This is a genomic window from Thermoflexibacter ruber, assembly GCF_900113045.1.
Classification (GTDB): domain Bacteria; phylum Bacteroidota; class Bacteroidia; order Cytophagales; family Thermoflexibacteraceae; genus Thermoflexibacter; species Thermoflexibacter ruber.
Genome location: NZ_FONY01000023.1, coordinates 33372 through 60371 on the forward strand (window position 1 = coordinate 33372; position 27000 = coordinate 60371).

Consider the following 27000-nt stretch of genomic DNA (forward strand, 5'->3'; position numbering starts at 1 on the left):
TAGGCACAGATAGTTCCCCCAACCTGTCCTATTCTACAAATACAAATAATAATCTTTCATCAAATCCACAAAATCACTTGTATATGCGTCTGTCGCATCTTTAATCGTTAATAACTTAGTAATAATTTTTGAATCATAATTTTGAGATGATTTTTTCAAAGTCAAAATAACTCTGTGAGGTTGTTTTGAAGGATTATCCGAGATAAATAACTTTTCAATCACTTGTAAATAAGCACTTTGCAAATAAAAATCTTGCAATATATTTTCAAAAATTTCTGATTCTCGGATAGGAAGCAGAACTACAAAAAGGGAACCTTGGTGAGTAAGTTTTTCTGCTCCTATAAGCAAGTCTTCAAATGGTAAACTGTCTGTATGCCTTGCTAAGTTTTTCTCCTTTTTTTCTGATTTCAAGCTATTGACAAAAAATGGGGGATTGCAGATGAGTAAGTCGTATGATAGGGTAGGGGAGAAAGCATTGAAGTATTCTTGGAAAGATTGATAGAAAATATGCAGTCTATCTGTCCAAGTGCTGTTGGCAAAATTGGATTTTGCTTGTAAGAATGATTTTTCATCTATTTCTATAGCTGTAATATTTGCTTGGCTTGCTTGGGCAAGCATCAGAGAGAGTACGCCTGTTCCTGCCCCTATGTCTAAAATAGTTCTTGGACTCTGAGCATAATTTTTTGCTACATAAGCCCCTAATATACAGGCATCGGTGCTTACTTTCATGGCACAGTTAGCTTGCTCTATGCGAAATTGTTTGAATTGGAAATAGGTATTGGGCATGGGGAAACGCTCTACTTTACTCGATAAAAGAAGCCTTTGGGATTGACCCTAAAAATGCCTGACCCTGCTTTCAAAATGTCATGTATTTGGGCATTAGCTAAGTTTTCTATGTCTTCTTCTATGGTATGCACTGACCCCCCTGTAAACTTAGCAATGTTGAGGTACTGCGGATTGATACGCCCATTTTCTACTCCACATAAGATAACTCTGACAGGTTTAGTAATTTGTGGAGTTAGGCGAATATCTCTGACAGGGCTATTATTATCAGCTATCAGAATTACTTCCTCTATGTCTTTGTATTTTTCTATGCCTGCTAAGATAGCTTCTATATCATTCTCAGGGACATCGCCTCCATGACCATTTTGCAGGGCTTGTATCATCACCTCTATGATATGGCTAATGTCATTGGTTTGGGTAAAATAGACTCCTCCTGTTTCTCCTATTTTTTTTTCTTTATCTTTTTTGTCATCTCCGTCATTGAAAAACACAAAATGCCTTACCAATTTATCTTTCAAGTTGAGCCTATACCAATTCACGATTTGGGAGGAGTAAGGGTAAATACTTCCTGTCCAATCACTTACAATTAGCGCATTTTTCCATTTCTTTTTATTTCTTTCTATGACCTTGAATACTACTGAATCTTTAAAAGTACCTTCAAAAACATATTTTTTTACTTTTTCTATTTCTTTTTTCTTTGCCGCTAAGGTAGGAGGGAGTTTTTCATCCTCAAAATGCACCACGACTCCGTGGAACATTTTTACTGCATTCGCATAATTCTTGCAATCTGTTTGCTTAATTAAACTCCATGTAACTTTTTGATTATAAGATAATTCTGGCAAAAGTTTTAGTAATTGTTTGACTCTGTTGGTATTTAGCTTGTCAAAATTGCGACCAGCAGGAAAGTCAGTATAAACGATGTCTATTTGTTGGATAGTGCGGTTTTGCAGTGCTGCCAAGGTGCCTTGGTCAATCACATACTCGCTGGCAAAAGACATTTTTAAGAAAACCAAGTTGGCACTGTCTTTTTTTACTTGGTACTGGGGTATGGCTATCTCTTGCATCTTTTTAAAAATAGAATCTGCCACTTGCGCATTTAGAGAGCAAGGGCAAAGAAACAAGCAGAGAAATGCAAAGAGAGTAATGCCAATAAAATTTTTAGTGAATATCAAAATGTTAAACTTTTAAGTAGTATTGAAGATTATAGTAGTATTAGTTTATTACCCATTTTTATACCAAAAGTTTTATTTAGTAAACACAAATGTAGCATATATTTTCTATAAAGACTCTAAAAACGCAATTAATGCTTTTCTATCTCTTTTAGACATCTTTAAGAAAGCATTTTTAGAAAATTCTGCCTCTCCTCCATGCCAAAGGATAGCTTCGGATAGATTTCTTGCCCTACCGTCGTGCAAAAAGTTGCTATGCCCGTTGATTTTTGGGATTAGCCCTATGCCCCAGAGCGGTGGAGTGCGCCATTCCCGACCGCTTGCCTCGAAGTCCTCCCTGCCGTCTGCCAGCCCTTCTCCCATGTCGTGTAAAAGCAAATCTGTGTAAGGGCGAATAACTATGCCTTGATATTCAGGATATTCTTTAGTGGCTTGCGTAATAAACTTAGGAGTATGGCAGGAAGCACATTTGGCTTCGGCAAACAGTTTTTTCCCTCGTAGTACTTCTTTGCTTTGTGCGTTTCTTCGCACAGGCACTGCCAAAGAGGAAGAGTAGGCAGTAGTAAACGCTAATATCTCATCAGAAATCTCTGGATTCCCTCCACTCGTTGCTTTCTTGCAGTTGGTTTGATAGTCAGTACAGTGGTCTGAGGTAAAAATAGAAGTAGTCAGCCCAATATCTCCATTAAAAGCACTGGCTACCTGCTGTTTGAGGTTCGGTTGATTGGCTTTCCACCCAAATCTACCGAGTACTTTCTCTTTTTTCACATAGTCCCAAACGTAATTGGGTTTGCCTGAGATGCCATCGCCATTTTTATCTTCTATGTCTGCATTGGCTAAAATATCTTTTTCAGGAATCGCCTCTAACAAGCCCAGTCCTATCATAAAGGGAGCAGTGCGTGGAGAAAACTTGGTTTGAGGGTGCATAGCACCATATTGTAAATTAGTAAACTCATAAATAGGCTTTTTCAAAGAAAACTCCTCACCGTCAGCAAACAAGCCCTTGATTTCTTCGTATTTTATTCTCACATCGCCTTCTGCCTTTACTCCTTGGATGGCACGGTTTTGCAACTGCCCACCGTAGGTAGGTTCTGGCAAAGGTGCCCCTTCGGCAGTCTTTCCTTCTATGCTCAAACGGACTAACATAGAAATCAGCGGTTCTCCATATTTTTGAGGTGGTGCCCCTCTACCATCTCTGATATGACAACCTGTGCAAGAAATAGAATTGAATAAGGGTCCTAAACCATCTCGGGCAGAGGCGGTGGCTGGTGCTGTTACCCAAGCGGAGCGAAAAAAGGAATTACCCGTTTGGAATCGGTCAAAATTCCTTTCTGACAGATTGGGAGCTGGACGGTCAAAAGCCCTAAGAGAACTATCATTGGTAGTGCAAGCACTTGCAGAAAGTTCCTCTCCTACTTCGTAATCTGCTAATTGAGCAATAGGTTTGCATTGGACAGCAAATAAAATTACTGATAAATAAACTATGATAGAAAATAATACTAACCAATAAGACGTTTTCACCATTACTTTATTGTCATCATTTTGTAAACAAACCTGCTTTACTTTACCTTTTGTAAATACAATTTGTTGGCAAAATTACTAATAAATTATTGCTTTACTACTAAAAGTGGGCAAGTGGTTTGAAATATCATTTGTTTAGTTTTGCTCGGTCTAAAAATATGCTCATACCACATTCTTTCGTTGGTTGCCATAGCCATGACTGAGGGCTTTTTCTGAGCCACATACGCCTCTATGCCGTCTATGAGGTCATCTCCTGCCTCTTTTAAGCGAACAAAAGCAAGCGTAAAATGCTCATAGTCAAACTGTTTTTTGATTTCTTCTAAAAAACTATTGCGGTCAAAGGTGCTTGGGTCTGTTTGCCCTCTTGCCCCTGCAAAATATACGTTAAAAAGTTCTATGGAAGCGTTGAAAAACTTAGCAAAGTTTACCACTACGCCTAAACTCTGTTCTACATTTTGGAAATCTGTGGCATAGGCTACTCGAGTAACAGGGGCATTGCTGTACTCGGCAGGAATTGCCAACACAGGGCAGGGGGCTTTTTCCATGACATCTGCCGTATTGCTCCCTACAAATATTTTCTTTAAGCCTGATGCCCCCAGAGTTCCCATGACTATCAAATCTATGCCTAATTCTTTGACAGTACTGACTATCTCCTCATTAAAGCTGCCATACTTTACCAAGACATCATTATTGACCTCTCCCTCCCCTACAATCATTTTGTGATAAATTTCTATTACTCTTTGTTTAAGTCTTGTCAAGTCTGCTTCAAGTTGAGTAGCTATTGTATCTTCCAACTCTTTTTTAGAAATTCCTGTAGGTATCAGGTCGCTATTGACATGGAAAAAGGTCAGATGAGCCTCTTTATTGCCTTGCACCATACGTATAGCGAATTGCATGGCTTTCTCGGCATTAGTAGAAAAGTCTGTAGGGACTAAAATTTTCTTCATTATATTATAGCTTTTTAATTTGCATAAATTTTACGGATTCTTGCCAAAACTACTCCTGTTCTCCTTTCTTCTTGAAAGCAAATAAAGGGATTTCTGTATGAAACAGCATCTCTTTGGTAAGACTTGGGTTGATGAGTTTTTCAATCCAAGCACGGTCATAAGTTGCCATTGCCAAAATGGAAGGGTGCTTTTCGCTCACGTACATTTGTATCCCCAACAGGGCATCGTCGCTGTCTTCCTCACTAAGTTCTATAAATTCCAAAGTCAAGGCATCATAGTCAAACTTCTTTTTGAGCTTTTCTACAAACTGGGTTTTATCAAAAGTATCAGGCTCTATCCTGTGCGGTAAGATAGAATTGATGTGGAAAATATCAATAGAAGCATTGAATAGCTTTGCCAGTTCCACTACATATTCAAAACCTTCCTCTACTGCCAAGAAGTCCGCAGCGTAGGCGATGTGTTTGACAGCGTGAAACTTATAATTATCAGGAATAGCCAATAAAGGGCAGTTTACTCTTTCCATTACGCTTACCGTATTACTTCCAAAAAATACTTTCTTGAGTCCGCTTGCCCCACAAGTTCCCATGATAATCATATCTATCCCCAATCTTTTGACTTCACTTTGGATATTATCTTTGAAACTTCCGTAAATTGCTACTGTTTCGCTACTTACATCGCTTGGGTTCATCTCCAACTCTTTGAATTGGGCGTGTACTTCTTTTTTCAGTTTTTCTAATCCTTCGGCAATATCTTCTTCTACCAACTCAGCATACATACGACTGGGGGTACGTGCAGGAATTTCGGTGCTTGTAGCATGAAAAAATACCAAGTGCATCTGTGGATTATTTTGTGCGGCACGCATGGCAAATCGCATTGCTTTTCCTGCATTGTTAGAGAAGTCTGTGGGAATCAAAAATTTTTTCATAGTATAGTGTTGTTAAGATGGAGTTATTAAAATTTTATGAGATGTTTGGTTATCTGAAAATTTTTTCATGCCTAAAATTAGTGCTAAGCTACACTTTAAACAATGAGAAAAGTCATATTTGCAAAAATAATTTTCTTCATCTTGACAAAAGAAAAGTGAATTAAAAGAGAATAGACGGTTAAATCTGCCAAAAGTGAGTTAAGTCATTTTTTTGTTTTTGCCCTGTTTTTAGCTTTGCCCTCATAAAAACATCAAACATGAAGATTAGACTTGCTGTAAAAAACACTCGATACTTAAAATTTATCTTATTTTTTTATTACCTATGCCTTTTCAATTCCGAATATCAGGCAGTAGCACAAGCCTCCTCTGCACCTGCAAAGATTTTTACCGAGCAGTATCGGGCTTGGTGGGGCTACATGACTACGGCTCGCATCAGCAAGAAACTGTCTATCTGGAACGATTTTCATTTTGTTGGGCAGACCTTTACTGTACTGCGAACAGGGCTGATGACGCATTTGACGGATAATACTACTTTTACGGCAGGTTATGGGTATTTGATTTTGCCTATTAGTGTGAATGGTAATCTACTCAATCGGAAAGAGCATCGTCCATGGGTGCAGTTACAAACTTCTTCTCCCTTGCACAAAAATATACAACTGACTAACCGAATCCGCTATGATTTCCGCAATGTGCAAAGAGTAGTGAACTGGGAACTTTCCGAGGAGTATGTATCTTATCATCGCTTGCGGTTTTTGGTTTCTTTCCGATATAGATTTCACAAATTAAAGTGGAAAGAAGGCACGCCTTTTATTAACTTAGCCGATGAGGTACTGCTTAACTTTGGCAGAGAAATTCTCTATAATCAGTTTGACCAAAATAGGATTTCTCTTACTACGGGAATACAATTTAAAAACTTAGTTTTCCAAACAGGATATATGTATAGATTTGTGCAGCAAAGTGCAGGTAATCACTTTATTAACAATCATTTATGGATAATTTGGGCAAATCATACTATCAATCTAACCAAGAAAGATGCAAACAAATAAAACTATGAAAACAACTCAAACTAAAAACAAACCTTTTCGCTTCTCACTTCCTATTCTCGGACTTTTTTTAGGCTTTTCCATTTTTGTTCTTTTTTTGGCTTTGCCTACTTTTGATTCGTTCAAAGAACTTTTGCAAAGCAAGTATCCCAATCAGAGTGCAGAGAATATAGCTATTGCGGCAGAAAGTATGCAAAAATCTTTTGGATTGCTCTTGATGATGATTATATGGTGGCTAACAGAGGCAGTCCCTATCCCTGTAACGGCTCTTGTTCCTGCTGTAATGATTCCATTCTTAGATATTTATAAAATTAATGAAAGTAGCATTAAGAAAATTACCAACTTGGAAATCCTTTCTAATTATGCTGACCCCATTGTGTTTTTATTTTTAGGTGGATTTGTGCTTGCTTCTGCTATGACTTATCACCACTTGGACAGACGCATTACTTTTAACTTATTGTCTTACCCCATTTTTACTAAAACTCCTCAAAGGCTTCTGCTTGGGCTGATGCTAGCGACAGCTTTTACTTCTATGTGGATAAACAATACTGCCGTAGCGGCAATGCTGATGCCCATAGGGATAGGGATTGCTCATAGTACAGCGTCTTTGTCTGGTGAAAAAGCTGACGCTCATGCAGTTAGCAACTTTGCCGCTTGTATTGCTATTAGTATTGCTTACAGTGCTTCCATTGGGGGAGTGGCTACTATCGTAGGTAGTACCCCTAACGGCATTGTCGTTTCCGTACTCAAGCAACAAGGCATAGCAAGCATGAATTTTTTGAGTTGGCTCGCTTACGGCTTACCTATTATGCTTATGCTTTTATTGTTTACTTACTTTTATCTTTCAAATGCATTATCTTTCAAAGGTGTATCTTTTGAGAATATAGAAGAAAAGGTCAAAGTAGAATTAAAAAGTTTGGGCAAGATGAAATCAGGAGAACGCCGCACAATGTATGTTTTCCTTATTACCGCTTTTTGCTGGTTACTTCTCCCTTTTTTGAAAGGCGTATTTATCCCAAGCATAGATAAAATTGTTTCTGCTATAGATACTTGGGTGGTAGCCATGCTGTCTGCCCTTGCCTTATTTTTTATTCCAGAAGGCAAAGTTACCAGCAAGAAAACAGTCTCCCATCCTTTAAAAGACTTGTCAGAAGAAGAAATAGAAGGTTTAGCTTCTGCCTTAGATGCCCCTAAGGCAGTCGAGAATACCCGCTTAGTATCTTGGGAACATGCTCAAAAAACAGTGGATTGGGGGGCATTGATTCTTTTTGGGGGAGGATTGGCAATGTCCAAGATTCTATTTGAAACGCAGAGCGTAGAGTTTATCGCCAAGCAAATCTCCATGCTACTTGGTCAACCTCCCTTGTGGGTATTTGTTTTGGTCATCACGCTTTCGGTCAATCTACTCACCGAAGTAAGTTCCAATACTGCCGTAGCCTCTATTATGACCCCCATAGCCATTTCCATTGCTATAACTTCTGGATTTTCGCCAGTAGCATTGAGTTTAGCTATTGCTTTTGGAGCGTCTATGGCATTTATGCTTCCCATAGCTACTCCTCCCAATGCGATTGCTTACGGTACGGGGCTAATAAAAATCCGCCAAATGGTCAGCGTAGGTTTTGTACTCAATATTATTTCTACGCTTATTATTACTTTGGTCATTATGTTGAATAGCTAAACGGAAAGGGCTTTTTTCATAAAAACTCCTTTGGGAAAAAATTTTTTACATTTCGTTAAGCCTTTTTCACTATTTTTGCGTTTAGAGTAAAACCAAGATAACTAAAAATTATCTTAGAGGGTAAGGCATATTTTTTAACAAATTAATAATTAATACTTAACCTAACCAAAAACGAATTTTTTGAAAATCTCTTATCTAAGATGCAACTATTTTGGCTTGATTTGGGTCTTGACCCTGAAGGCAGATAAGCTGATTTTCTTCTCTAAAACTACCTGAGCGAATTTTTGAATGCAGCAAATCAATCACGATAGCGAAGAAAGGAAATTAGTATCCGCCTGTATCCGTAATGATGCTAAAGCACAAAGAATTTTGTACGAGCATTATTACAAGAAGATGTATGTGGTGGCTTTGCGTTATTCCAAAACCACTTTTGAGGCAGAGGATATTTTACAAGAGGCTTTCATCAAAATTTTTCAAAATATCCAAAACTTCAATTTTGATTCCTCTTTGGACTATTGGATAAAACGCATCGTAGTCAATACAGCATTGAAGCAAAATCGCAAAATCTTAGAAAAAATGCACATGGAAGATGTGGCAGAAATACATGATGAACCTGTGGCGGATACTGTATTTGCTACGCATAATTTCCAAGAACTGCTAAAAATGATTCAAAAACTCTCCACAGGCTACCAAGTCATCTTCAACTTGTATGCGATTGAGGGTTATAAACATAGCGAAATTGCAGAAATGTTAGGTATTTCAGAGGGGACATCTAAATCCCAATATGCAAGAGCAAAAGCACAAATTCAAAAAATGTTAGAAAAAGAAGAAGAAAAAATAAGAATAAACCAAACGGCATGAACAACTAATTGATGAAGCCCCAAGATAAAAACATAGAAGACCTGTTTAGGTCTGCATTTGAAAATGCTTCTTTAGAACCCCCACGCAAGGAGGAGATGTGGACGCATATTCAAAGTGCAGTGCAAAAACCACCTGTATCTCTTTGGAGAACTAAGCGATTCAGAGTAAGTAGTATTGCTGCTTCTATTGCTTTACTCATCGGGCTATTGTACTATTCCTATCAAGACAATGCTGTTTCTTCTGCTGATAAAAAAAGTAATGAGTCTGTGGTTTCTTCTCCTTCAGTAGAAAATCAGGCTTCTTTAGATGAGCAAGCACTTACAGAAAAGAATACATTGCTTAAAAAAGGCAATGAGAATGAGTTAAAAACAGAAAAAAATAATAAAGTAGAGAAAAAACAAGACTTTGAAAGTGATGGGAAAAGTGATAGAAACGATAACGATATAGTTCTCAAATCTAAATCTGCGAAGTCAAATTCAAATGATGTTTTAAAAGACGAGTTTGAGAATGAAAGTGAGTTGAGTGCTTTGTTAGAAAATATAGATAATCCTACTACTCCCAAGGATGAGAAAACACTCGCAAAAACATACTTAGAAGTCAAAGAGATTATTTCCATAGCCAATCCTAAAATTATCGTTCCTTTTGCTTTAGACAAACAACCTGTCTTGCAATTAGTAAAGGTGGCGCCTGTTGTGCTTCAGACAGATAAAGACGAAAAAGCAGAAAATGAGTGGTGGATAGGCTTTACAGGTTTTTATAATCATTATACGCCTAATATTACTGTTACTTCGCCAGATTTGCCTACATCTCTGCTTAAATTTAGCACGACAAGAAATTTTACTGATTGTACCAACGTTGCTAAAGCAATCAGAGATGATATTCAGGTGAGTCCTTCTATCTCGGTGGGAATAGATATTGGTAAATTGGTAGGTAAAAACTGGTTTTTTAGGTCTGGTATTAGCTTTACTAATTTCAGATACAGTTTTAATTCTCCTATTTTAGAAAAACCTTCTGCCAGTTCAGCACAATCAAGGGCAATAAGGTACGAAAATGTTACATCTAATACTACTTCGCAAATAGTTATTCCTGTCCAATTTGGTTATCAGTCTTTTAGCAAGAGTAACTTGTTAGACTGGTTTGTGGCGGGAGGCTTTACTTCAGATATTTTGTTGAATAACTCTTTAACCCCGACCTACTCTGAAGTAACTTATGACTTTGGTACTTACAAGTCTTTAAATATCTCTTTCACGGGCAGTGCAGGCGTGCTATACCATGTTACTCCCAAGTTTAGCACTTTATTAGAGTTAAACTACCGCCGTACCACTTCTTCTGTGTATGATTCTCCTAACTTAACTTCACAGCCACACTGGATTGGGGTAGGGTTAGGGGCAAGATTGAAGTTTTAAAAAACGTTTATAAGGTCTTACTCAACCCTATAAACGTTTGTGCCAAAAGATTACTTATCCGCCGCTTTGAACTCCTCAAAACTTCTAAGTTTGATTTCCTCTAATTTAAGTTTGGCTAATTGAGTATTGATAGTTAGTAAGATTTTACTTTTGAAACTATCTACCTCACTTTGTGCGGTTTTAAGTTTCCCTTCTAACAGTGCTAAGTTACTCAGCTGCGCATTAGAGGGTCTGCCGTAATAGCCAGCCACTTCACTATACAAGGTAGCTATTTTTTCCCTTAGCTGCGGTTCAGCACTACCTACGTAGTTATCGCCTTTGGTAATGACCAAAGTTTCTTTGAGCTTGCTTAGCTGATTGAGATAAGGAGTAAAACTTTTTTTCAAAGTAGCATTTTTATTTGCTCTATCACTAATTGCTTCGCTGAGGGCATCTACGTTGTCGACCATGTAAGCCAACTGCTCAGTCATATTGTAAAGTTTCATGGCAGTTTCGTACTGTATTTTGCGGTCAGCGTCAGTATGTAGGCTATTAGGGTCAGCGACAAGTTCTATTTTGGTTTCGTAGGTTTCATTGCCTTTGACCATTCTTACTGTATAAATGCCTGCTGGCAAGCGTGGGGCAGTAAAACCTCCAAAAGATAGAGTTTTTCCTTTGGCAACTTTGGGAGTTTTAAGCCTATAATTCCAATTCACAATATTGATTCCTTTGGCTTTGCTTGGGGCTAAATCTGCTATTACCTTTCCGTTTTGGTCTAATACTTCTAAGGTCATTTTCCCAAAGGTATGTCGGTTTTTGAGGTAATAAATCACTTGTGCGTTTCTGTTTGGATTTGCCCCTACGTACTCGCCCATATCGCCACCTTCGGAGAAAGGGGTATCATCTCTGAGTACAGTAGGCTTAGTTTTGAAAAAATACACATTTTTACTGATATTTTCATTGGTAATTTGTCGCAAAGGGCTAATATCGTCTATGATGATAATTCCTCTGCCATGCGTACCCATCACCAAATCATTGGTTTCAGGGTGAATAGTGATGTAGTGAACGGCTACACTTGGCATATTGTTAGTAAACTGCGACCAATTTTGTCCTCCATCTACGGTAATGAACAAACCTACTTCCGTACCTAAAAATAAGAGGTTAGGGTTTTCTAAATCTTCTTTGATGTTTCTTGTAAATCCTTTAATATCAGGTGTAACCAAAGATTTCCAAGTTTTGCCCATGTCGGTAGTTTTGTAAACGTAAGGGGTCATATCGTTTTGGGTATGCCCTTCAAAGACTACATAGCAAATGTTTTTATCAAAACGGCTGGGTTCTACGTGGTAAGTCCACGTATTTTTAGGCAAATTAGGGACGTTGGCAATGAGGTTTGTCCAAGTTTTTCCTCCATCAGTAGTAAGTTGTAAATTACCGTCATCAGTGCCTACCCAGATGATATTTTCATCTAAGGGCGACTCGGCTATGGTAAAAATAGTACAGTGATTTTCTGCCCCAGAGTTATCCACAGAGATTCCACCTGAGTTTTCTTGGTCTTGCTTTTTCTTATCATTGGTGGTCAAATCGGGAGAAATTTTTACCCAAGTTTCGCCCATGTCGTCTGACCTATGCAAAAACTGACTACCTACATAGAGCCTATCGGGTTTGTGTGGGCTAATTTGGATAGGGGTATTCCAGTTGAAACGCAGTTTTTCTTTCTCATCGGTAGGGTAGGGCTTAATAATTTTTGACTGTTGCTTGTCTGTATTGTATCGCCAAATATTTTCTGCCCCCTGCATTTCAGAGTAGATAATGTTTGGCTTAGTTGGGTGGCGATATACCCTAAAGCCATCGCCTGCGCCTACGGAAAACCAATCTCTGTTCTCTATGCCCCCGGGGCTTTCTGAAGGACCGTACCAGGAGCCATTGTCCTGCAACCCACCATAGATTTTATAAGGTTTGGAATTGTCCACGCTGACGTGATAGTATTGGGAAACAGGAACATTTTTGACCATTTCAAAGACATTGCCACCGTCCCAAGAGCGATACAAGCCTCCGTCAGTTGCTACAAAAAGCATATTGGAATTATTGATGTCAAACCAATAATCGTGAATATCGCTATGTACGCCTCCATGTTGGCGGAAAGTTTTGCCTCCATCTCGGCTGATAGAGCCATTCAAACCCGCCTTGCAAATAATATCAGGGTTTTTAGGGTCTATGACGATGCGTGAAAAATAAAAAGGTCTAACAGTAAGTTCAAAATCTCCGTTTAAGAACTTCCAATTTTGCCCTCCATCATCAGAACGGTACAAACCTTTGCTTTCAGGTTTTTCAGATTCTATGACTGCATACAGAATATTGGTATTAGAAGGGGCGATAGCTACAGCGATGCGTCCCAGTTTGCCTGTGGGGAAACCATTGTGGATTTTCTGCCAAGTTTTTCCTGCGTCAGTAGATTTGTATAAAGCACTTTTTGTACCTCCTGAACTGAAAGAGTAAGCAGTTCTGCGAAACTCCCAAAAGGCAGCATACAAAATGTTAGGATTTTTAGGGTCTATACTTAGGTCAGAGCAACCTGTGGTCTCGTCCACGTACAAGATTTTTTCCCAAGTTTTCCCACCGTCAGTAGTTTTGTAAACTCCTCTTTCTGTACTATTTCCCCAAAGATTGCCTAGTACACCCACATAAATCGTACTCGGATTGTTAGGGTCTATTTGGATACTACTGATGCGTTCGGATTTTTCCAAGCCCATTTTCGTCCAATTTTGTCCGCCATCTTCGCTTTTGTAAATGCCATCGCCAATAGAAACGCTGTTGCGTGTCCAGACCTCTCCTGTACCTACCCAGACTATCTTGTCGGGGGTCTTAGGGTCGACAGCTACTGCGCCTATAGATTGGATATGCTTATCAAAAATGGGTTTGAAAATTACCCCCCCGTCAGTAGATTTCCACACACCGCCGCCCGCAGTGCCTATGTAGATAATGCGGGAGTCGGTAGGGTGTCCCTCTATGTCCGTAATACGACCGCTCATAAGGGCAGGACCTATCTGCCTTGCGCGCATAGAGCCAAAAAGCTCTTCGCCTTTAAGTAGAATTGCTTCTTGGGCAAGAACGGCTACGAGGGAAAAAAAGTAGCAAATTGCCAATAAATACAGTTTTCTCATTTTTTTTGTATTTTTAAGTTATTGAATTGTTGGTATTTTCTGTGATTAGAGTTTTTACTATTTGATTTTCAATAGCCTACTTTTTTAGTATTCAATGGTTAATTCATCTAAGTTGTTGCTGACTATTGATAAAACACAGACTTTTGAGTAATTCATCAGTGAAAATCGGTCTAATCTATAAAATCTGTGTTCTAAAATTATTACATGAAAGGTTATTCATTCAACTTGGTAATTCATATACAAGTGAAAGCTCTAATTTCTATAAAAAAACTATATACTTGATAACAAATATAAACTTTTAGAAAAAATCCTAAAAATTGTAAGAGGCTTTTTGGGCTAAAGTTTGGGCTACTTCAAAAGATTTTCATGATTTTTTTGAATGATTGAGAGCCAAAGAAGTTTTTATATTTGAAAAAATAATCTAAGTACATGAGCAAATTAAAACAGCCTTCTGCCCCTATCTAAATCTTTCCCCACAGGAGAAAGAATTCTTGATAATCAAAGGCTTGACTCTCTTCCCCAAAAGGGGGTGCAGTGCAACGGAAGGGTTGGGGATGGGGCGGTTATTTTTGTTGATGTACTTAAGGCGAGCATTTTAATTTAAAAGACCATAGCGAATGAAAAATATACTCCTTAATTTCATCTCAAATTATATTTCTCTCACCGAAGAGGAAATGAATGCTATATTTTCTTTGGACATATTTCGTTCAGTAAAGAAAGGTACGATTTTATTAAGAGAAGGGCAAAAATCAAAAGAAAGCTACTTTGTTCTTAAAGGCTGTATTAGAACCTATTTCCTAATAGACGGAGAAGAAAAAACAACTGCTTTCTATACAGAAATGGAGGCTTTGACTCCCCCTTGTGTGATAAGCCAAACTCCCTCTGAATATTATGTGAGTTGTTTGGAGGACACTATTCTTGTTGCTTCAAATGCTGACATGGAAGCAGAAATGAACAGTAAATTTCCAAAGTTTGAGATTATGTGCAGAAAACTGTCAGAAGAACTATTAGCAAAACAACGGATAGATTTTGATGAATTTAAGACTTCTTCACCCGAGCAGCGATACCTGAATTTATTGCACAAACGCCCCGACCTTATTCAGCGTGTACCTCAACATCAGTTAGCAAGCTACCTTGGCATAACACCGCAATCATTGAGCAGACTTAGGGCAAGAATTATGGAAAAAAGCAAGGGCTAATTTCGTTTCTTAACTTAGGTGAACGAATTATTGTAGGGTACCAATCTACTTTTGCAGTATCGTTTAACAAAAACACATACAGATATGCAAAAGAAAATTTTTTGGATTGGACTTGCCTTAGTTTTGGCAAGCAGTTTACAAGTGAATGCACAATATGCCAAGACCGACAGTACTTACAAGCGGTGGTTTGTAGGGACTTCTCTTTTTGTCATAATGGGTAATTTTGATAAAGAAAATCCACCCAATTTTGCTCAAATAGATATAGGTTATCGGATTACAGGAAAAGATATAATTAGATTTTCTCCCAAAACTTGGAAATATGCTTGGCCGAATGGTATTCACCCATTTTTAAACGAAGCCTACAAAAAGCCCGAAGAAAAATTTCCTGGGTATGTACGTGAGATAGGTATAACAGCGTCATATCAAAGATTTTTATGGAAAGGTTTGTATGCCCAATTGGACGTTATGCCTACTTGGCAAATTTTTGCGAATGACAATGGTAACAAAATAAAAGACGGTTTTCAAATTTTTAATTCATACCGTTTGGGTTATCATATCAAGCTCTTTAAAGACAAATTTTTCTTCCAACCTTCAATATGTGTAACCCACCGTGCCTATCATACACAATTACCCGATGGGTTTAAGCAGTTGGACGATAAGTGGTCTAAGTTTGTCTTTCCTGAACCAGGGTTTAATATTGGTTTTAATTTTTAAAGAAACAGAAATGAAAGCCGCAATTTGCACAAAATATGGTTCGCCTGAAGTCATAATCATTCAGGATATACCAAAGCCCAATCCCAGCAAGCAACAAATCCTTGTAAAAATAATGGCAACTGCCGTCAATTCGGGTGATGGTGGTAATTTTACAAAAATACCTTACTAAATTTCAATTAAATAAAAAAATGAAGAGATTAATTTTAGCAATTTCACTAATTCTAATTGGACAATTAACATTTGGACAAGACCGCATCAAAAAACTTGATAGTTTATTGACAGCAATGCACTCAAATGAAAATCTAAATGGCAACATTCTAATCGCTGAAGAAGGCAAAGTTATGTATAAAAAAAGCTTTGGAAATGCAGATGAAGATACTAAACAAAAACTAAATGAAAACTCCATTTTTGAATTAGCATCTTGTTCCAAGCAATTTACTGCAATGGCAATAATGATACTAAAAGAAAAAGGGAAATTAAATTTAGATGATAATATTTCAAAATTTATTCCTGAATTAGCGAACTACAAAAATATAACAATCAAAAATCTACTTAATCATACAGGCGGACTGCCTGATTATATGGATTTAATGGACAGCTTGTTTGATAAATCAAAAATTGCAACTAACAAAGACATAATTGCACTATTTAGTAAAGTCCAACCCAAAATCCTATTTGCACCAAATACAAAATATGAATACAGTAACACAGGATATGCCTTATTAGCCTCAATTATAGAAAAAGCATCAGGACAATCCTATGCCGATTTTTTACAAAACAACATTTTTAAACCTTTAAAAATGACAAGGAGCTTTGTTTATACACGAAGATTTGCACCAAAGAATATAGACAATTATGCTTTTGGTTATATTTATTCAGACAGTTTAAAAAAATATATTTTACCTGATGACTTGACTGAAACAAAAAGTGTGATTTGGTTAGATGGAATTGTTGGCGATGGTTGTGTAAACTCAACCATAAATGATTTATTGAAATGGGACAGAGCCTTATATACAAACAAATTACTTTCAAAAAATGGAATGAAAGAACTTTTTGAAGCAGCTACTTTAAATGACAAGTCCAAAACTAAATATGGTTTTGGCTGGGTAATTGATGACAATGCCGACTTTGGGAAAATTGTTTCGCATGGTGGGGTTTGGCCGGGTTATGTAACCTATATTGAAAGACACATCGCAAATGACAAAACTATTATTATACTACAAAACCATGATAATGTATCAATTCCATTTAAACATATAAGAAGTATTTTGTATAACAGGTCACATTACCACCAACGAAAATAAGAACTGAAATAAAATTGCCAGTTGAGCAGTTACAGAACTATGTTGGAACGTATGAAATTGATAAAGACTTCAAATTGATAATCAAATTAAAAAATGACCAATTATTTGCAGAAGCAACGGGACAGAACGCATTGCCAATATTTGCTGAAAGTGAAACACTCTTTTTCCTGAAAGTTGTGGATGCTCAATTAGAATTTGAAAAAAATGATAAAAATGAAATTGTAAAATTATTTTTACTTCAGAATGGAAATAGAATAGAAGCAAAACGGACAGAGTAAAAAACTGCTACCAACAGCCGTATTCCAAAAGCGAGGGTGAAGTGCTTCGATTAACAGTTTTTTCGTATAATTGAAGGGCGGTTTTCCAAATGAACGGTAGTGCTAAAAAGCCCTGCCTTCCCAAAGAGGCAACACGTTGGGCGAAAAATGGTCAAAATTTGTCTTCCCAGAGCCATTAATATTGGTTTTAATTTTTAAAGAAACAGAAATGAAAGCCGCAATTTGCACAAAATATGGTTCGCCTGAAGTCATAATCATTCAGGATATACCAAAGCCCAATCCCAGCAAGCAACAAATCCTTGTAAAAATAATGGCAACTGCCGTCAATTCGGGTGATGTACGTACTCGTAGTCTTGATGCAAAGGGGATTTTGAAATTTTTGATGAGGATAGTTCTGGGTTGGTCAAAGCCAAGAAAACCTATTTTAGGAACTGTATTTTCTGGCATAGTTGAAAGTGTTGGCAATAAGGTTACTACATTTAAAGCAGGAGATAAAGTATTTGGAATGACGGGGTTTAATTTTGGTGCCCATGCAGAGTATATTGTTGTTAATGAAAATAGTCATGTTTTACCAAAGCCAGAGAATGCCGGCTTTGATGAAGCAGCAGCCATTGTTTTTGGTGGACAAACTGCTATATATTATTTGCATAAAGCCAAAATAACACAAAGACAAAAAGCAAAAGTGTTGATATTGGGTGCAACAGGTTCAGTAGGTATTGCGGCTTTGCAAATAGCCAAATATTATAAGGCTAATATAACTGCTGTTTGCAGTACCCAAGGAGAACAAATAGTAAATGAGTTAGGGGCAGAGCAAATTTTACTTTACGACAAAGAAGGCATTTTTCAATGTAAAGAAAATTTTGACATTGTTTTTGATGCAGTGGGTAAATACAGCAAAAATCAATGCAAGCATTTTTTGAACAAAAATGGAATTTTCGTTACCGTAAAAAATGGATATGCTGCAGAAACCTTGCAACAATTACAACTGTTAAAAAAACTTTTTGAACAAGGGCATCTAAAAGCAGTAATTGATAAAATTTTTTTATTGGAAGAAATTGTTGAAGCTCATCGTTATGTAGATACAGGACGTAAGAAGGGTAATGTAGTTTTAAAAATTAGTCATCACCAATAATCATACAAATATGAATTATCTAATTAACTTTTTATATGTTTTACTTGTGTTGAATATTATTACAAGTTGTAATGGTCAAACAAAATCTAAGCAACCAATCAGTAATCAACCCCAATCTATAGCTGCAAAAGCAGTAGGTGGCGGTTGTGAAGGTTGTGAGTTAATGTATGTAGGTATGCCGGAAAATATATCAACTGAACATACAAGTATTGGTTGGAATGAAGGCAAACAGAAACTTATTATAACAGGAAAGATTTTTAAAGTGGATGGCAAAACACCTGCATCTAATGTAATAGTATATTATTGGCATACAGATGATAATGGTTTATATGCTGCGGATAGTTCAACTCCTGCAAAAGCCAAAGAGCATGGCAAACTAAGAGGCTGGATAAAAACTGATGAAAACGGTAATTACAAAATAAAAACCTCACGTCCGGCAGCATACCCTAATCAAAATATTCCACAACATATTCATTTATCCATTAAAGAGCCGAATATCAACGAATATTACGCAGACCTTTATTTTGATGATGACCCTTTGTATCTCAATCATAAGAAAAGGTATGGCAAACTTGATAGAGCAGGAACAGAAATTTTAAGAATTGTTTTGGACGATAACATTCAAATTGCAGAACACAATATTGTGTTAGGGTTGAACATACCAGACTACCCTGCAAAAAAAGAAACTGCTACTCAGTCTGGTTTAAACATTGGCGAAGACCAACCTTCTTTCATGCCCTTTCATGCATTTGGACCAGATAAAGGAACCAGAACTTGCCCTGTTTGTAAATATGGTCGCTATCATGGCATAGTATATTTTGTAGGCAATAAACCCAATTGGGAAGAAATAAAACAATGGCTCAAATATTTAGACAATGAAAGCCTGAAAAGAGAAAAATACCTGAAAGCCTATTTTGTTTATGGAAATGCTTACGATTACAATAAACAGGCAAGGCAAACAGCTTTAGAAAAAATAGGAGTAGCATTAGGGCTTCAAAAAGTTGCTTTAACTTTTGTGCCATCCTTTACTGATACAGAAAGCGAGGCAAACCTTAATAAAATAAATGCTGAAGTTGAAAATACTTTTATCATTTACAGACACCGTACCATTATAGATAAATTCATCAACATTAAACCTACAAAAGATAATTTTGATAAAATTTCAGATGCCCTAAATAAAACAAAAAGTGAGTATTTTAACTTTTCTGAACCAAAACATGAATAGTGTAGGCATAAGCCTCAAAATTACAAAAAATTTAAAGATGAAATCATTAATAAATTCAAATCAAGTCATTTCAACAGAGCAATGGATATAAAAAAAATTCACTATATATCAGGTATCCTATTATTTTCATTTATTGCACTGCACCTGTCTAACCACTTATATAGTATTTATGGAGCAGAAGCCCATATACAATTGATGAAAACCCTGCGTAGGCTATATCGCAATACGCTGGTGGAAAGTATCTTGTTGCTTGCAGTTATATTTCAAATATATTCAGGTGTAAAATTGGTTTTACTTAGAAAAAAAAGTGCAGGGGCATTTTTTGAAAAACTGCATATTTGGTCTGGGCTTTACATAGCTTTTTTTCTGGTTATACATGTGAGTGCTGTACTGGTAGGTAGGACAGTACTTAAACTGGATACTAATTTTTATTTTGGTGCAGCGGGTATTAATTCCTTTCCTGTAAACCTGTTTTTTGTACCTTACTATGCTTTGGCTATTTTGTCTTTCTTTGCACATATAGCTTCTATTCATGCTCAAAAGATGAAAATGCAAGTCTTTAACTTAGCTCCTGTTCAGCAATCTTATTTTATTCTGGGGATAGGTTTGAGCATTACCATTCTGATATTTTACGGGCTTACTCAGCAATTCAATGGTTTAGCAATTCCTAAGGAATATGAAATTTTAACAGGTAAATTATCAGCAAATTGAATAAAATGATACAGGCGAGTCTGTTACCAATCACAAAGCCAACAAGTGAATCTGTCAATCCCTCATTTATCAACTTGCCGATATCGAGTTTTCTAAATGGGCTACTCAGGGGATAGTCTTTATAAGTTTGAAAATAAAATAGTTGAACGGTGGTACTAAAATCCCTACCTTTGCAAAGCCGCAAAAATGTTAGCATACATATAGCAACTCATGCGATTTGGTAAATTTTGAGTAGTTATATTTATTGGAGAAATAGCTCTATTTTTGGGTTATAAAAAAACAATAATATGAATTGGATAACTGAAATTGACCAAATTACAGATGCCTTTAAACAAAACTTTAGTCATCTGAACAATGCCCAATTGAATTGGAAACCCAACCTAAACGCTTGGAGTATTGCACAAAATATGGAGCATTTGATAGTCGTAAATGAGTCGTACTATCCTGTTTTAGCCTCTTTAAAAGAGGGAACTTATAAAACACCTCTCATCGCCAAAATCGGATTTATGGTTTCTTTCTTTGGTAAAATAGTGTTGAAGGCAGTAAGTCCAGACAGAAGAAAGAAAATGAAAACTTTTCCAATTTGGCAGCCAAGCACGAGTGAAGTGCATACCGATATTTTGATGTGTTTTGACAATCATCAGAACGAACTCAAACGACAGATAGAAAATGCCAAAGTATTTGTTGAGAAAGGTGTAACTATATCATCGCCTGCCGATAAGAATATTGTTTACAAATTAGGAACGGCTTTTGACATCATCGTTACACACGAAAAACGGCATCTCGAGCAAGCTAAAGAAGTGTTAAATCTTTTGAATAATACAAGCCAGAAGTAAAAATCCCATTCAAAGCACCTTATTTTCTCTTTTCTTAGTTTCTTATCTCGACCAAATAGTTTATTTTTGTATTAGGCAACGGTATTCTCATTTTACCAATAACAAGCATCAATGAAAGTTTTTACCCAATTTCTCTGTAAATATATCTCTATTTGTTTTTTACTTTTTGCTTTCTCCTGCTCCCCAAAAGAGCCAGAAAAAGAAAGTATGCCTGTCCAAGAGGAAACCAAGCAGGAAGAAACCCTATTTACCTTGCTATCCCCGAACCAAACTAACATTAATTTCCAAAATACCTTGGAAGAAGGTTTGAATACCAATATCTTGATGTATGAATATTTTTACAATGGCGGTGGCACTGCGACAGCTGATTTTAATGGGGACGGTTTGATAGACATTTATTTTGTTTCCAACATGGGAGAAAACAAATTTTATCTGAATAAAGGGAAAATGGTTTTTGAAGATGTTACGGAAGTTGCCAAAGTAAGCGGCGAAAAGCGACCTTGGAAGACAGGAGTTACGGCAGTGGATATAAATGCTGATGGAAAACTGGATTTGTATTTATGCTATTCTGGTGCTTTGCCCCCAGAAAAACGTAAAAATCAACTCTTTATTAATCAAGGGAATAACGAAAAAGGGATTCCAATTTTTGAGGAAAAAGCCGAAGAATACGGTTTGGCAAGCGTAGGTTTTAGCAATCAGGCTTACTTTTTTGACTATGACCTCGACCACGATTTGGATATGCTCTTGCTCAATCATAATCCCAAAAATCTGCCACTCCTAAACGAAGTAGGCACAGCCGAACTACTCAAACAAGACAGCCCAGAAATGGGTTTGCGACTTTTTAAGCAAGACAAAGGGAAATTTACAGATGTTACCACCAAATCGGGGATAAATGGTTCAGAGTTAAGCTACGGTTTGGGTATAGGCATTTCTGATTTTAATGAAGATGGCTATCCCGATTTTTACCTTTCCAACGACTATTCTGTGCCTGATTATTACTACATCAATAACAAAAATGGCACTTTTTCCAACCAACTGACCAAAGCAATAGGTCATATCAGTCAGTTTTCTATGGGCAATGATGTGGCGGACATTAATAATGACGGATTCCAAGACATTTTCACTTTGGATATGTTGCCAGAGGACAATGCAAGGCAGAAACTGCTCTTAGGCGCAGATAATTTTGGCAAGTTTGACCTCAACGTAAAAAGTGGTTTTTACTACCAATACATGAGAAATATGTTACAGCTGAACAATGGAAACGGCACTTTTAGCGAAATAGGGCAGTTGGCAGGAATCTCGAACACCGATTGGAGTTGGTCAGCTTTATTCGCTGATTATGACAATGATGGCTGGAAAGACCTTTTCATTACCAATGGTTACGTCAGGGACTATACCAACATGGATTTCATCAAATACATGGACGATTTTGTGAAGCAAAAAGGCAGGTTGGCAAGGACTGATGTCTTGGAAATCATCAGTAAAATGCCTGCTTCCAATGTGGTAAACTATATTTTCAAAAACAATCAGGGTATTACTTTTAGCAAGCAAACCCAATCTTGGGGAATGAATCGCCCCTCGAATAGTAATGGGGCAGCTTATGCTGATTTAGACAATGATGGCGATTTAGATTTGGTCGTAAATAATATCAACCAAACAGCTTTTATTTACGAAAATAATGCTCAAAAACTCTTCAGACAAAACTATATCCAACTCAAATTGAATGGATTAGCAGGAAATACGCAAGGCATTGGAGCGAAAGTAAAAATTTTCATTAAAGGGAAAGTACAAGTCTTGGAGCAGTCGCCTGCAAAGGGTTATTTGTCCTCAGTTTCGCCTATTTTGCATTTTGGTTTGGGAGAAAATACACTCATTGACACCTTGCAAATCACTTGGATAGGAGGCAAGGCACAACTTTTGACCAATGTAACTGCCAACCAAGTTTTAGTTTTAGAAGAAAAAAATGCCAATGCCAAACCAATCATAGAAAAAAGTCAAAAACCTATTTTCCAAGAAGCTACGAGCGGTATTGACTTTGTTCATGCCAAATCTCCTTTCCGAGATTTTGATAGGCAATCTCTACTTTTGAACGAATTTTCTCATATTGGCACTTGCTTCGTTAAAGACGATTTAAACAAAGATGGTTTGGAAGATGTGTATGTAGGAGGCGGTTTTGAGCAAGCAGCAGCTATTTATTTTCAGGAAAAAAATGGGACATTTAAAAAAAAGGAAATTACCGCTTTTGAAGCAGATAAAAAGTACATAGATGCCGATGCAGTGATTTTTGATGCGAATGGAGATGGCAATTTGGATATTTACGTAGCAAGTGGTGGCTATCACAATTTTACTGAAAATGATGAGAACCTCCAAGACCGCTTGTATCTCTCAGACGGAAAGGGGAACTATGAGAAAGCCAATAACTTGCCGAAATTATTATCAAGCAAGTCTTGCGTAAGGGCAAGCGACTTGAATAACGATGGTTTTATAGATTTGTTTGTAGGTGGGCGAGTCGTTGCAGGGAAGTATCCAGAAACACCTGAAAGCTATGTACTTATCAATGATGGAAAGGGAAATTTTACCAATGCCACTCAAAAAATCGCCCCAGAAATCCAAAGAATCGGCATGGTTACAGATGCAATTTTTGCTGACTTGGACGGAGATAAAATCAATGAATTAGTGATAGTTGGCGAGTTTATGCCTATCAAAGTGTTTAGTTTCCCATCTGGTACAGCCAAAGACGCAAGTTCCCAATATTTTGAAAAAGAGTACAAGGGATTTTGGAACAAAATAGCGATTGGCGATTTTAATGGGGACAGCAAGCCTGATTTTATAGTAGGAAATATTGGTAAAAATGTTCAGTTCAATGCCACCGACAGCGACCCGGCCGTTTTGTATTATGACGATTTTGACCAAAACGGGCAGATTGACCCTATTTTTACTTTCAATATTCAAGGTGTAAGCTACCCCTACGTTTCCAGAGATGAGTTGCAAAACCAAATGCCCTTATTCCGAAGGCTTTACACCGATTTTAAAAGCTACTCAACCGTTAGTACTCCCCAATTATTCAAAAATGGAGAATTGGAAAAGGCAAAAAAACTCTCAGCTAATTTTACAGAAACGACCTGTTTTTTAAGTACAAATACTGGGAGATATGTACAAAAATCGCTACCTATAGAGGTACAGTACTCCCCAATCTATGCAATTTTAGTTTTTGACTACGACAAAGACGGCAAGCAAGACTTGATTTTGGGTGGCAACTCTTTTTATGCTAAATTGCGACTTGGGAAGTTTGATGCCAACTACGGTATCTTGCTGAAAGGCTACGGGCAAGGCGAATTTCAATACATCAATCAGCGTGCATCAGGACTAAATGTGAGTGGAGATGTGAGAAGTATTATTGAGATTAAAAACAAGATTTTCTTTGGAGTGTGCGAAGGGAAGGTTAAGGGGTATAAAATACAATAAATAATTTGTATCAATTGGCTTTTGGCATTTATGAATATGAAAAAAACACATATCTTTCTTTATATATTATTGATAATCAGCATCAATTCCTGTCAAAAGAAGCAAAAATTTTCCGAAACCCAAGTTGTGCTTTCTTGGGTAGATTTGACCTTACATTTATTGAAAAATACTCCTGCTAATACCCCTACTTTTGCTTCGCGAACTTTGGGATATATTGGACTGAGTATGTACGAAAGTATAGTACAAGGCTTTGAAAGTCATCAGTCTATGAGTGGTCAATTGAATGGTTTGACTAACTTGCCCCAAATAGAAAAAGATAAAAAATATGCCTGGCTTGCTTCCCTTAATGCTGCACAAGCAGAAATATTGCGAAATATATATATTCAAACAAGTGATGAAAATAAAGCCAGCATCGACTCTTTGGAAAAATTAGTTTATGAAAGTTTGAAAGATGAAAAATATAGCGAAACAGATTTGGAACGCTCAGTACAGTTTGGCAAGGAAATATCGAAGCGGATTTTTGAGTGGTCAAAAACTGACAGTGGGCATAGAGGCTATTTGCGAAACTTTGACAAAAAATTGGTTTTCGAGCAGAAAAAAGGAGGCTGGCAACCACCTTTGTATGCCCAATCTTTTAGCCACTTCCCTCTGCACCCACATTGGGGAAAAAATAGGACTTTTTTAAGCAAAAATTCCAATATGGTGGCTCCCGATTTTATTCCTTACAGCGAGGATACTGCCTCTGCTTATTATCAGCAATTTTGGGAAGTTTATCAAAAAAGAAAAACACTCACCCAAGAGGAAAAAGAAATCGCTATTTGGTGGGGAGATGACCCCGATGAAACCTATACTCCCCCCGGACATTCTTATTATTTGGCTTCCCTTGTAGTAAAGGCGAAAAAACCTTCTTTAATCAAAAGTGCAGAAACTTTCGCCAGAGTAGGCATAGCAGTTGCCGATGCTTTTATCAACTGTTGGAAGTGGAAATATCAGTTTTTCTCTGAAAGACCTAATACCTACATTACCAAGCATATAGACTCTACTTGGGTGTCTTTTTGGCCTGACCCTCCTTTTCCTGCATTTCCTTCGGGGCATGCAATACAAGCTGCGGCTACTGCCACAGTGTTAATAGATTTATATGGCGAAAAGTTCTCATTCACAGATAGTTTACACTATGGAAGAAGGAAAGATGATTTGCGAAATACAGAGTATAAACCCAGAAGTTTTGAGTCTTTTTGGGCAGTAGCAGAGGAAATTGCCGACTCGAGATTTTATGGAGGAATCCATACTCCACAAGACAACCAAGCAGGTTTGGAAAAAGGCAAGGAGATAGGCGAGAACATTAATCAACTAAAATGGCAGCAACGATGAGGAAAATAATTTTTTTTCTTATGATGATTTTTGGCTGTACGACCCAAGAAATACGGCAATTTGACGAGCCTGAAATTTTCCATCAGGTATTAGAAAAAGTTACCGAAGTCATTATCCATGATATTTTTTCACCTCCTGTTTCGTCAAGGATATACGCTTACGTGAGCATTGCCGCCTATGAGGCTTTTATTCCTAACCAAACGCAATACCGCAGTTTAGAAAATCAATTAAACGGTTTCGAGCATGTGCCAAAACCAGAAGCAAGCAAAAAATATAATTTTGCTTTGGCTTCGGTCAAGGCAATCATGACCGTAGCCCGAACGCTTACTTTTTCAGTAGAAAAATATAACGATTTTGAGAAAAGCATTTATCAAAAATTTAACTATCTACCTGCTGACATTTATGAAAACTCCATAGCTTATGGAGAGCAAATAGGAAAGTACGTGTTAGCCTATGCAAAAGATGACAACTACCTAAAAACAAGAGGCTTACGATATACAGTAAAACAAAATGAGAATAAATGGCAGCCTACACCACCCCAATATGCCGATGGCATGGAGCCTTATTGGCATACGATACGCACTATGGTCTTAGACTCGGCGGGGCAGTTTCCTGCACCAGCGCCTTTTGCGTTTTCAAAGGAAAAAAATAGTGATTTTTGGAAAGAACTCATGGAAGTATATCATACCGTAAATAGCCTGACAGAGGAACAGAAGAAAATAGCACTATTTTGGGACGATAATGCCTTCGTAATGAACGTACAAGGTCATGTGGCTTTTGCCGACAAGAAAATGACCCCCGCAGGGCATTGGATGGCAATTACCCGCACTGTTTGCAGGCTGGCTAAGAAAAATAGTGCGGAATCCATAGAGGCTTACTTGCGAGTTGCCTTAGCCTTGCACGAAGGGTTTATTGCTTGCTGGAACGAAAAGTACAAGTATGAAAAAATAAGACCAGAAACAGCTATCAATCAGTTTCTTGATACAAAGTGGACTCCGTTTTTGCAGTCCCCCCCCTTCCCTGAATATACAAGCGGACATAGCACGATTTCTGCGGCTTCTGCCGAGGCACTGACTTACTCCATAGGAGATAATATTGCTTTTACTGACTCAACTGAGTTTCCGTACAATCACGGCGTAAGAAGTTTCGACTCATTCCGAAAAGCAGCAGCAGAATGTTCTCTTAGTAGGGTTTATGGAGGGATTCACTATACTTCCGGCTGCCGAGAAGGACTAAAAATGGGTGAGAAAATAGGACGGTATATCAATGAAAAAATAGTTACAAGAAAGTAA

General features: G+C 37.4%; 22 protein-coding genes. 16 read left to right on the forward strand and 6 right to left on the reverse strand.

Annotation, left to right across the window (positions count from 1 at the left end):
* Positions 1-33: 33 nt before the first annotated feature.
* The 5 genes from BM141_RS13270 to BM141_RS13290 form a co-directional block, all read right to left on the reverse strand.
* Positions 34-786 (reverse strand): tRNA1(Val) (adenine(37)-N6)-methyltransferase, encoded by a 753-nt coding sequence (locus tag BM141_RS13270; protein WP_091546296.1) that lies wholly within the window; start codon positions 784-786, stop codon positions 34-36.
* Positions 787-797: 11 nt separating this feature from the next.
* Positions 798-1871, reverse strand: a complete 1074-nt coding sequence (locus BM141_RS13275) for a hypothetical protein (protein WP_091546299.1) — start codon at positions 1869-1871, stop codon at positions 798-800.
* A 189-nt stretch (positions 1872-2060) separates the two neighbouring features.
* Positions 2061-3476, reverse strand: a complete 1416-nt coding sequence (locus tag BM141_RS13280) for a di-heme oxidoreductase family protein (RefSeq protein WP_091546302.1) — start codon at positions 3474-3476, stop codon at positions 2061-2063.
* Positions 3477-3559: 83 nt separating this feature from the next.
* On the reverse strand, positions 3560-4420 hold the full coding sequence (locus BM141_RS13285; RefSeq protein WP_091546304.1) for a universal stress protein: 861 nt from the start codon (positions 4418-4420) through the stop codon (positions 3560-3562).
* Between the two features lie 49 nt (positions 4421-4469).
* Positions 4470-5345, reverse strand: coding sequence for a universal stress protein (locus BM141_RS13290; protein ID WP_091546306.1), 876 nt, complete (start codon positions 5343-5345; stop codon positions 4470-4472).
* A 257-nt stretch (positions 5346-5602) separates the two neighbouring features.
* Between BM141_RS13290 and BM141_RS13295 the strand changes: the two genes are divergently transcribed.
* The 4 genes from BM141_RS13295 (at position 5603) to BM141_RS13310 (ending at position 10333) form a co-directional block, all read left to right on the forward strand.
* Positions 5603-6391, forward strand: coding sequence for a DUF2490 domain-containing protein (locus BM141_RS13295; protein ID WP_091546309.1), 789 nt, complete (start codon positions 5603-5605; stop codon positions 6389-6391).
* A 4-nt stretch (positions 6392-6395) separates the two neighbouring features.
* A complete protein-coding gene (locus tag BM141_RS13300) occupies positions 6396-8066 on the forward strand; it encodes an SLC13 family permease (RefSeq protein WP_177217378.1) in 1671 nt (556 codons plus the stop codon).
* A 288-nt stretch (positions 8067-8354) separates the two neighbouring features.
* Complete coding sequence (locus BM141_RS13305; RefSeq protein WP_091546328.1) at positions 8355-8927, forward strand: RNA polymerase sigma factor; 573 nt, start codon at positions 8355-8357, stop codon at positions 8925-8927.
* An 11-nt stretch (positions 8928-8938) separates the two neighbouring features.
* Positions 8939-10333 (forward strand): outer membrane beta-barrel protein, encoded by a 1395-nt coding sequence (locus tag BM141_RS13310; protein WP_091546330.1) that lies wholly within the window; start codon positions 8939-8941, stop codon positions 10331-10333.
* 50 nt (positions 10334-10383) lie between these two features.
* Here BM141_RS13310 and BM141_RS13315 read toward each other — a convergent pair whose 3' ends face one another.
* On the reverse strand, positions 10384-13473 hold the full coding sequence (locus BM141_RS13315) for a WD40/YVTN/BNR-like repeat-containing protein (RefSeq protein ID WP_091546331.1): 3090 nt from the start codon (positions 13471-13473) through the stop codon (positions 10384-10386).
* Between the two features lie 617 nt (positions 13474-14090).
* Here BM141_RS13315 and BM141_RS13320 point away from each other — a divergent pair.
* From BM141_RS13320 to BM141_RS13375, 12 genes are all read left to right on the forward strand, one after another.
* Entirely contained in the window at positions 14091-14672 is a 582-nt protein-coding gene (locus tag BM141_RS13320) for a Crp/Fnr family transcriptional regulator (RefSeq protein WP_091546332.1), read from the forward strand.
* 84 nt (positions 14673-14756) lie between these two features.
* Positions 14757-15386, forward strand: coding sequence for a hypothetical protein (locus BM141_RS13325; RefSeq protein ID WP_091546335.1), 630 nt, complete (start codon positions 14757-14759; stop codon positions 15384-15386).
* 10 nt (positions 15387-15396) lie between these two features.
* Positions 15397-15555, forward strand: a complete 159-nt coding sequence (locus BM141_RS22975; protein WP_177217380.1) for a hypothetical protein — start codon at positions 15397-15399, stop codon at positions 15553-15555.
* Between the two features lie 19 nt (positions 15556-15574).
* Complete coding sequence (locus BM141_RS13335) at positions 15575-16690, forward strand: serine hydrolase domain-containing protein (RefSeq protein ID WP_091546445.1); 1116 nt, start codon at positions 15575-15577, stop codon at positions 16688-16690.
* Positions 16691-16704: 14 nt separating this feature from the next.
* Positions 16705-16968 carry a DUF3471 domain-containing protein gene (locus BM141_RS23435; protein ID WP_221407680.1) on the forward strand — a complete coding sequence of 88 codons (264 nt, stop codon included), beginning with the start codon at positions 16705-16707 and terminating at the stop codon, positions 16966-16968.
* A 136-nt stretch (positions 16969-17104) separates the two neighbouring features.
* A complete protein-coding gene (locus tag BM141_RS13345; protein ID WP_245764058.1) occupies positions 17105-18100 on the forward strand; it encodes an NAD(P)-dependent alcohol dehydrogenase in 996 nt (331 codons plus the stop codon).
* Positions 18101-18110: 10 nt separating this feature from the next.
* The gene (locus tag BM141_RS13350) at positions 18111-19325 is read left to right on the forward strand and encodes a dioxygenase family protein (protein ID WP_091546344.1); all 1215 of its coding nucleotides are present in this window, start codon (positions 18111-18113) and stop codon (positions 19323-19325) included.
* An 81-nt stretch (positions 19326-19406) separates the two neighbouring features.
* A complete protein-coding gene (locus tag BM141_RS13355) occupies positions 19407-20036 on the forward strand; it encodes a hypothetical protein (protein ID WP_091546347.1) in 630 nt (209 codons plus the stop codon).
* Between the two features lie 287 nt (positions 20037-20323).
* Positions 20324-20872, forward strand: a complete 549-nt coding sequence (locus BM141_RS13360) for a DinB family protein (protein ID WP_091546350.1) — start codon at positions 20324-20326, stop codon at positions 20870-20872.
* Between the two features lie 111 nt (positions 20873-20983).
* Complete coding sequence (locus BM141_RS13365; RefSeq protein WP_091546353.1) at positions 20984-24337, forward strand: VCBS repeat-containing protein; 3354 nt, start codon at positions 20984-20986, stop codon at positions 24335-24337.
* Positions 24338-24373: 36 nt separating this feature from the next.
* Positions 24374-25708 (forward strand): vanadium-dependent haloperoxidase, encoded by a 1335-nt coding sequence (locus BM141_RS13370; protein WP_091546451.1) that lies wholly within the window; start codon positions 24374-24376, stop codon positions 25706-25708.
* Complete coding sequence (locus BM141_RS13375) at positions 25705-27000, forward strand: vanadium-dependent haloperoxidase (protein ID WP_091546356.1); 1296 nt, start codon at positions 25705-25707, stop codon at positions 26998-27000. The genes BM141_RS13370 and BM141_RS13375 overlap by 4 nt, the downstream gene beginning before the upstream one ends.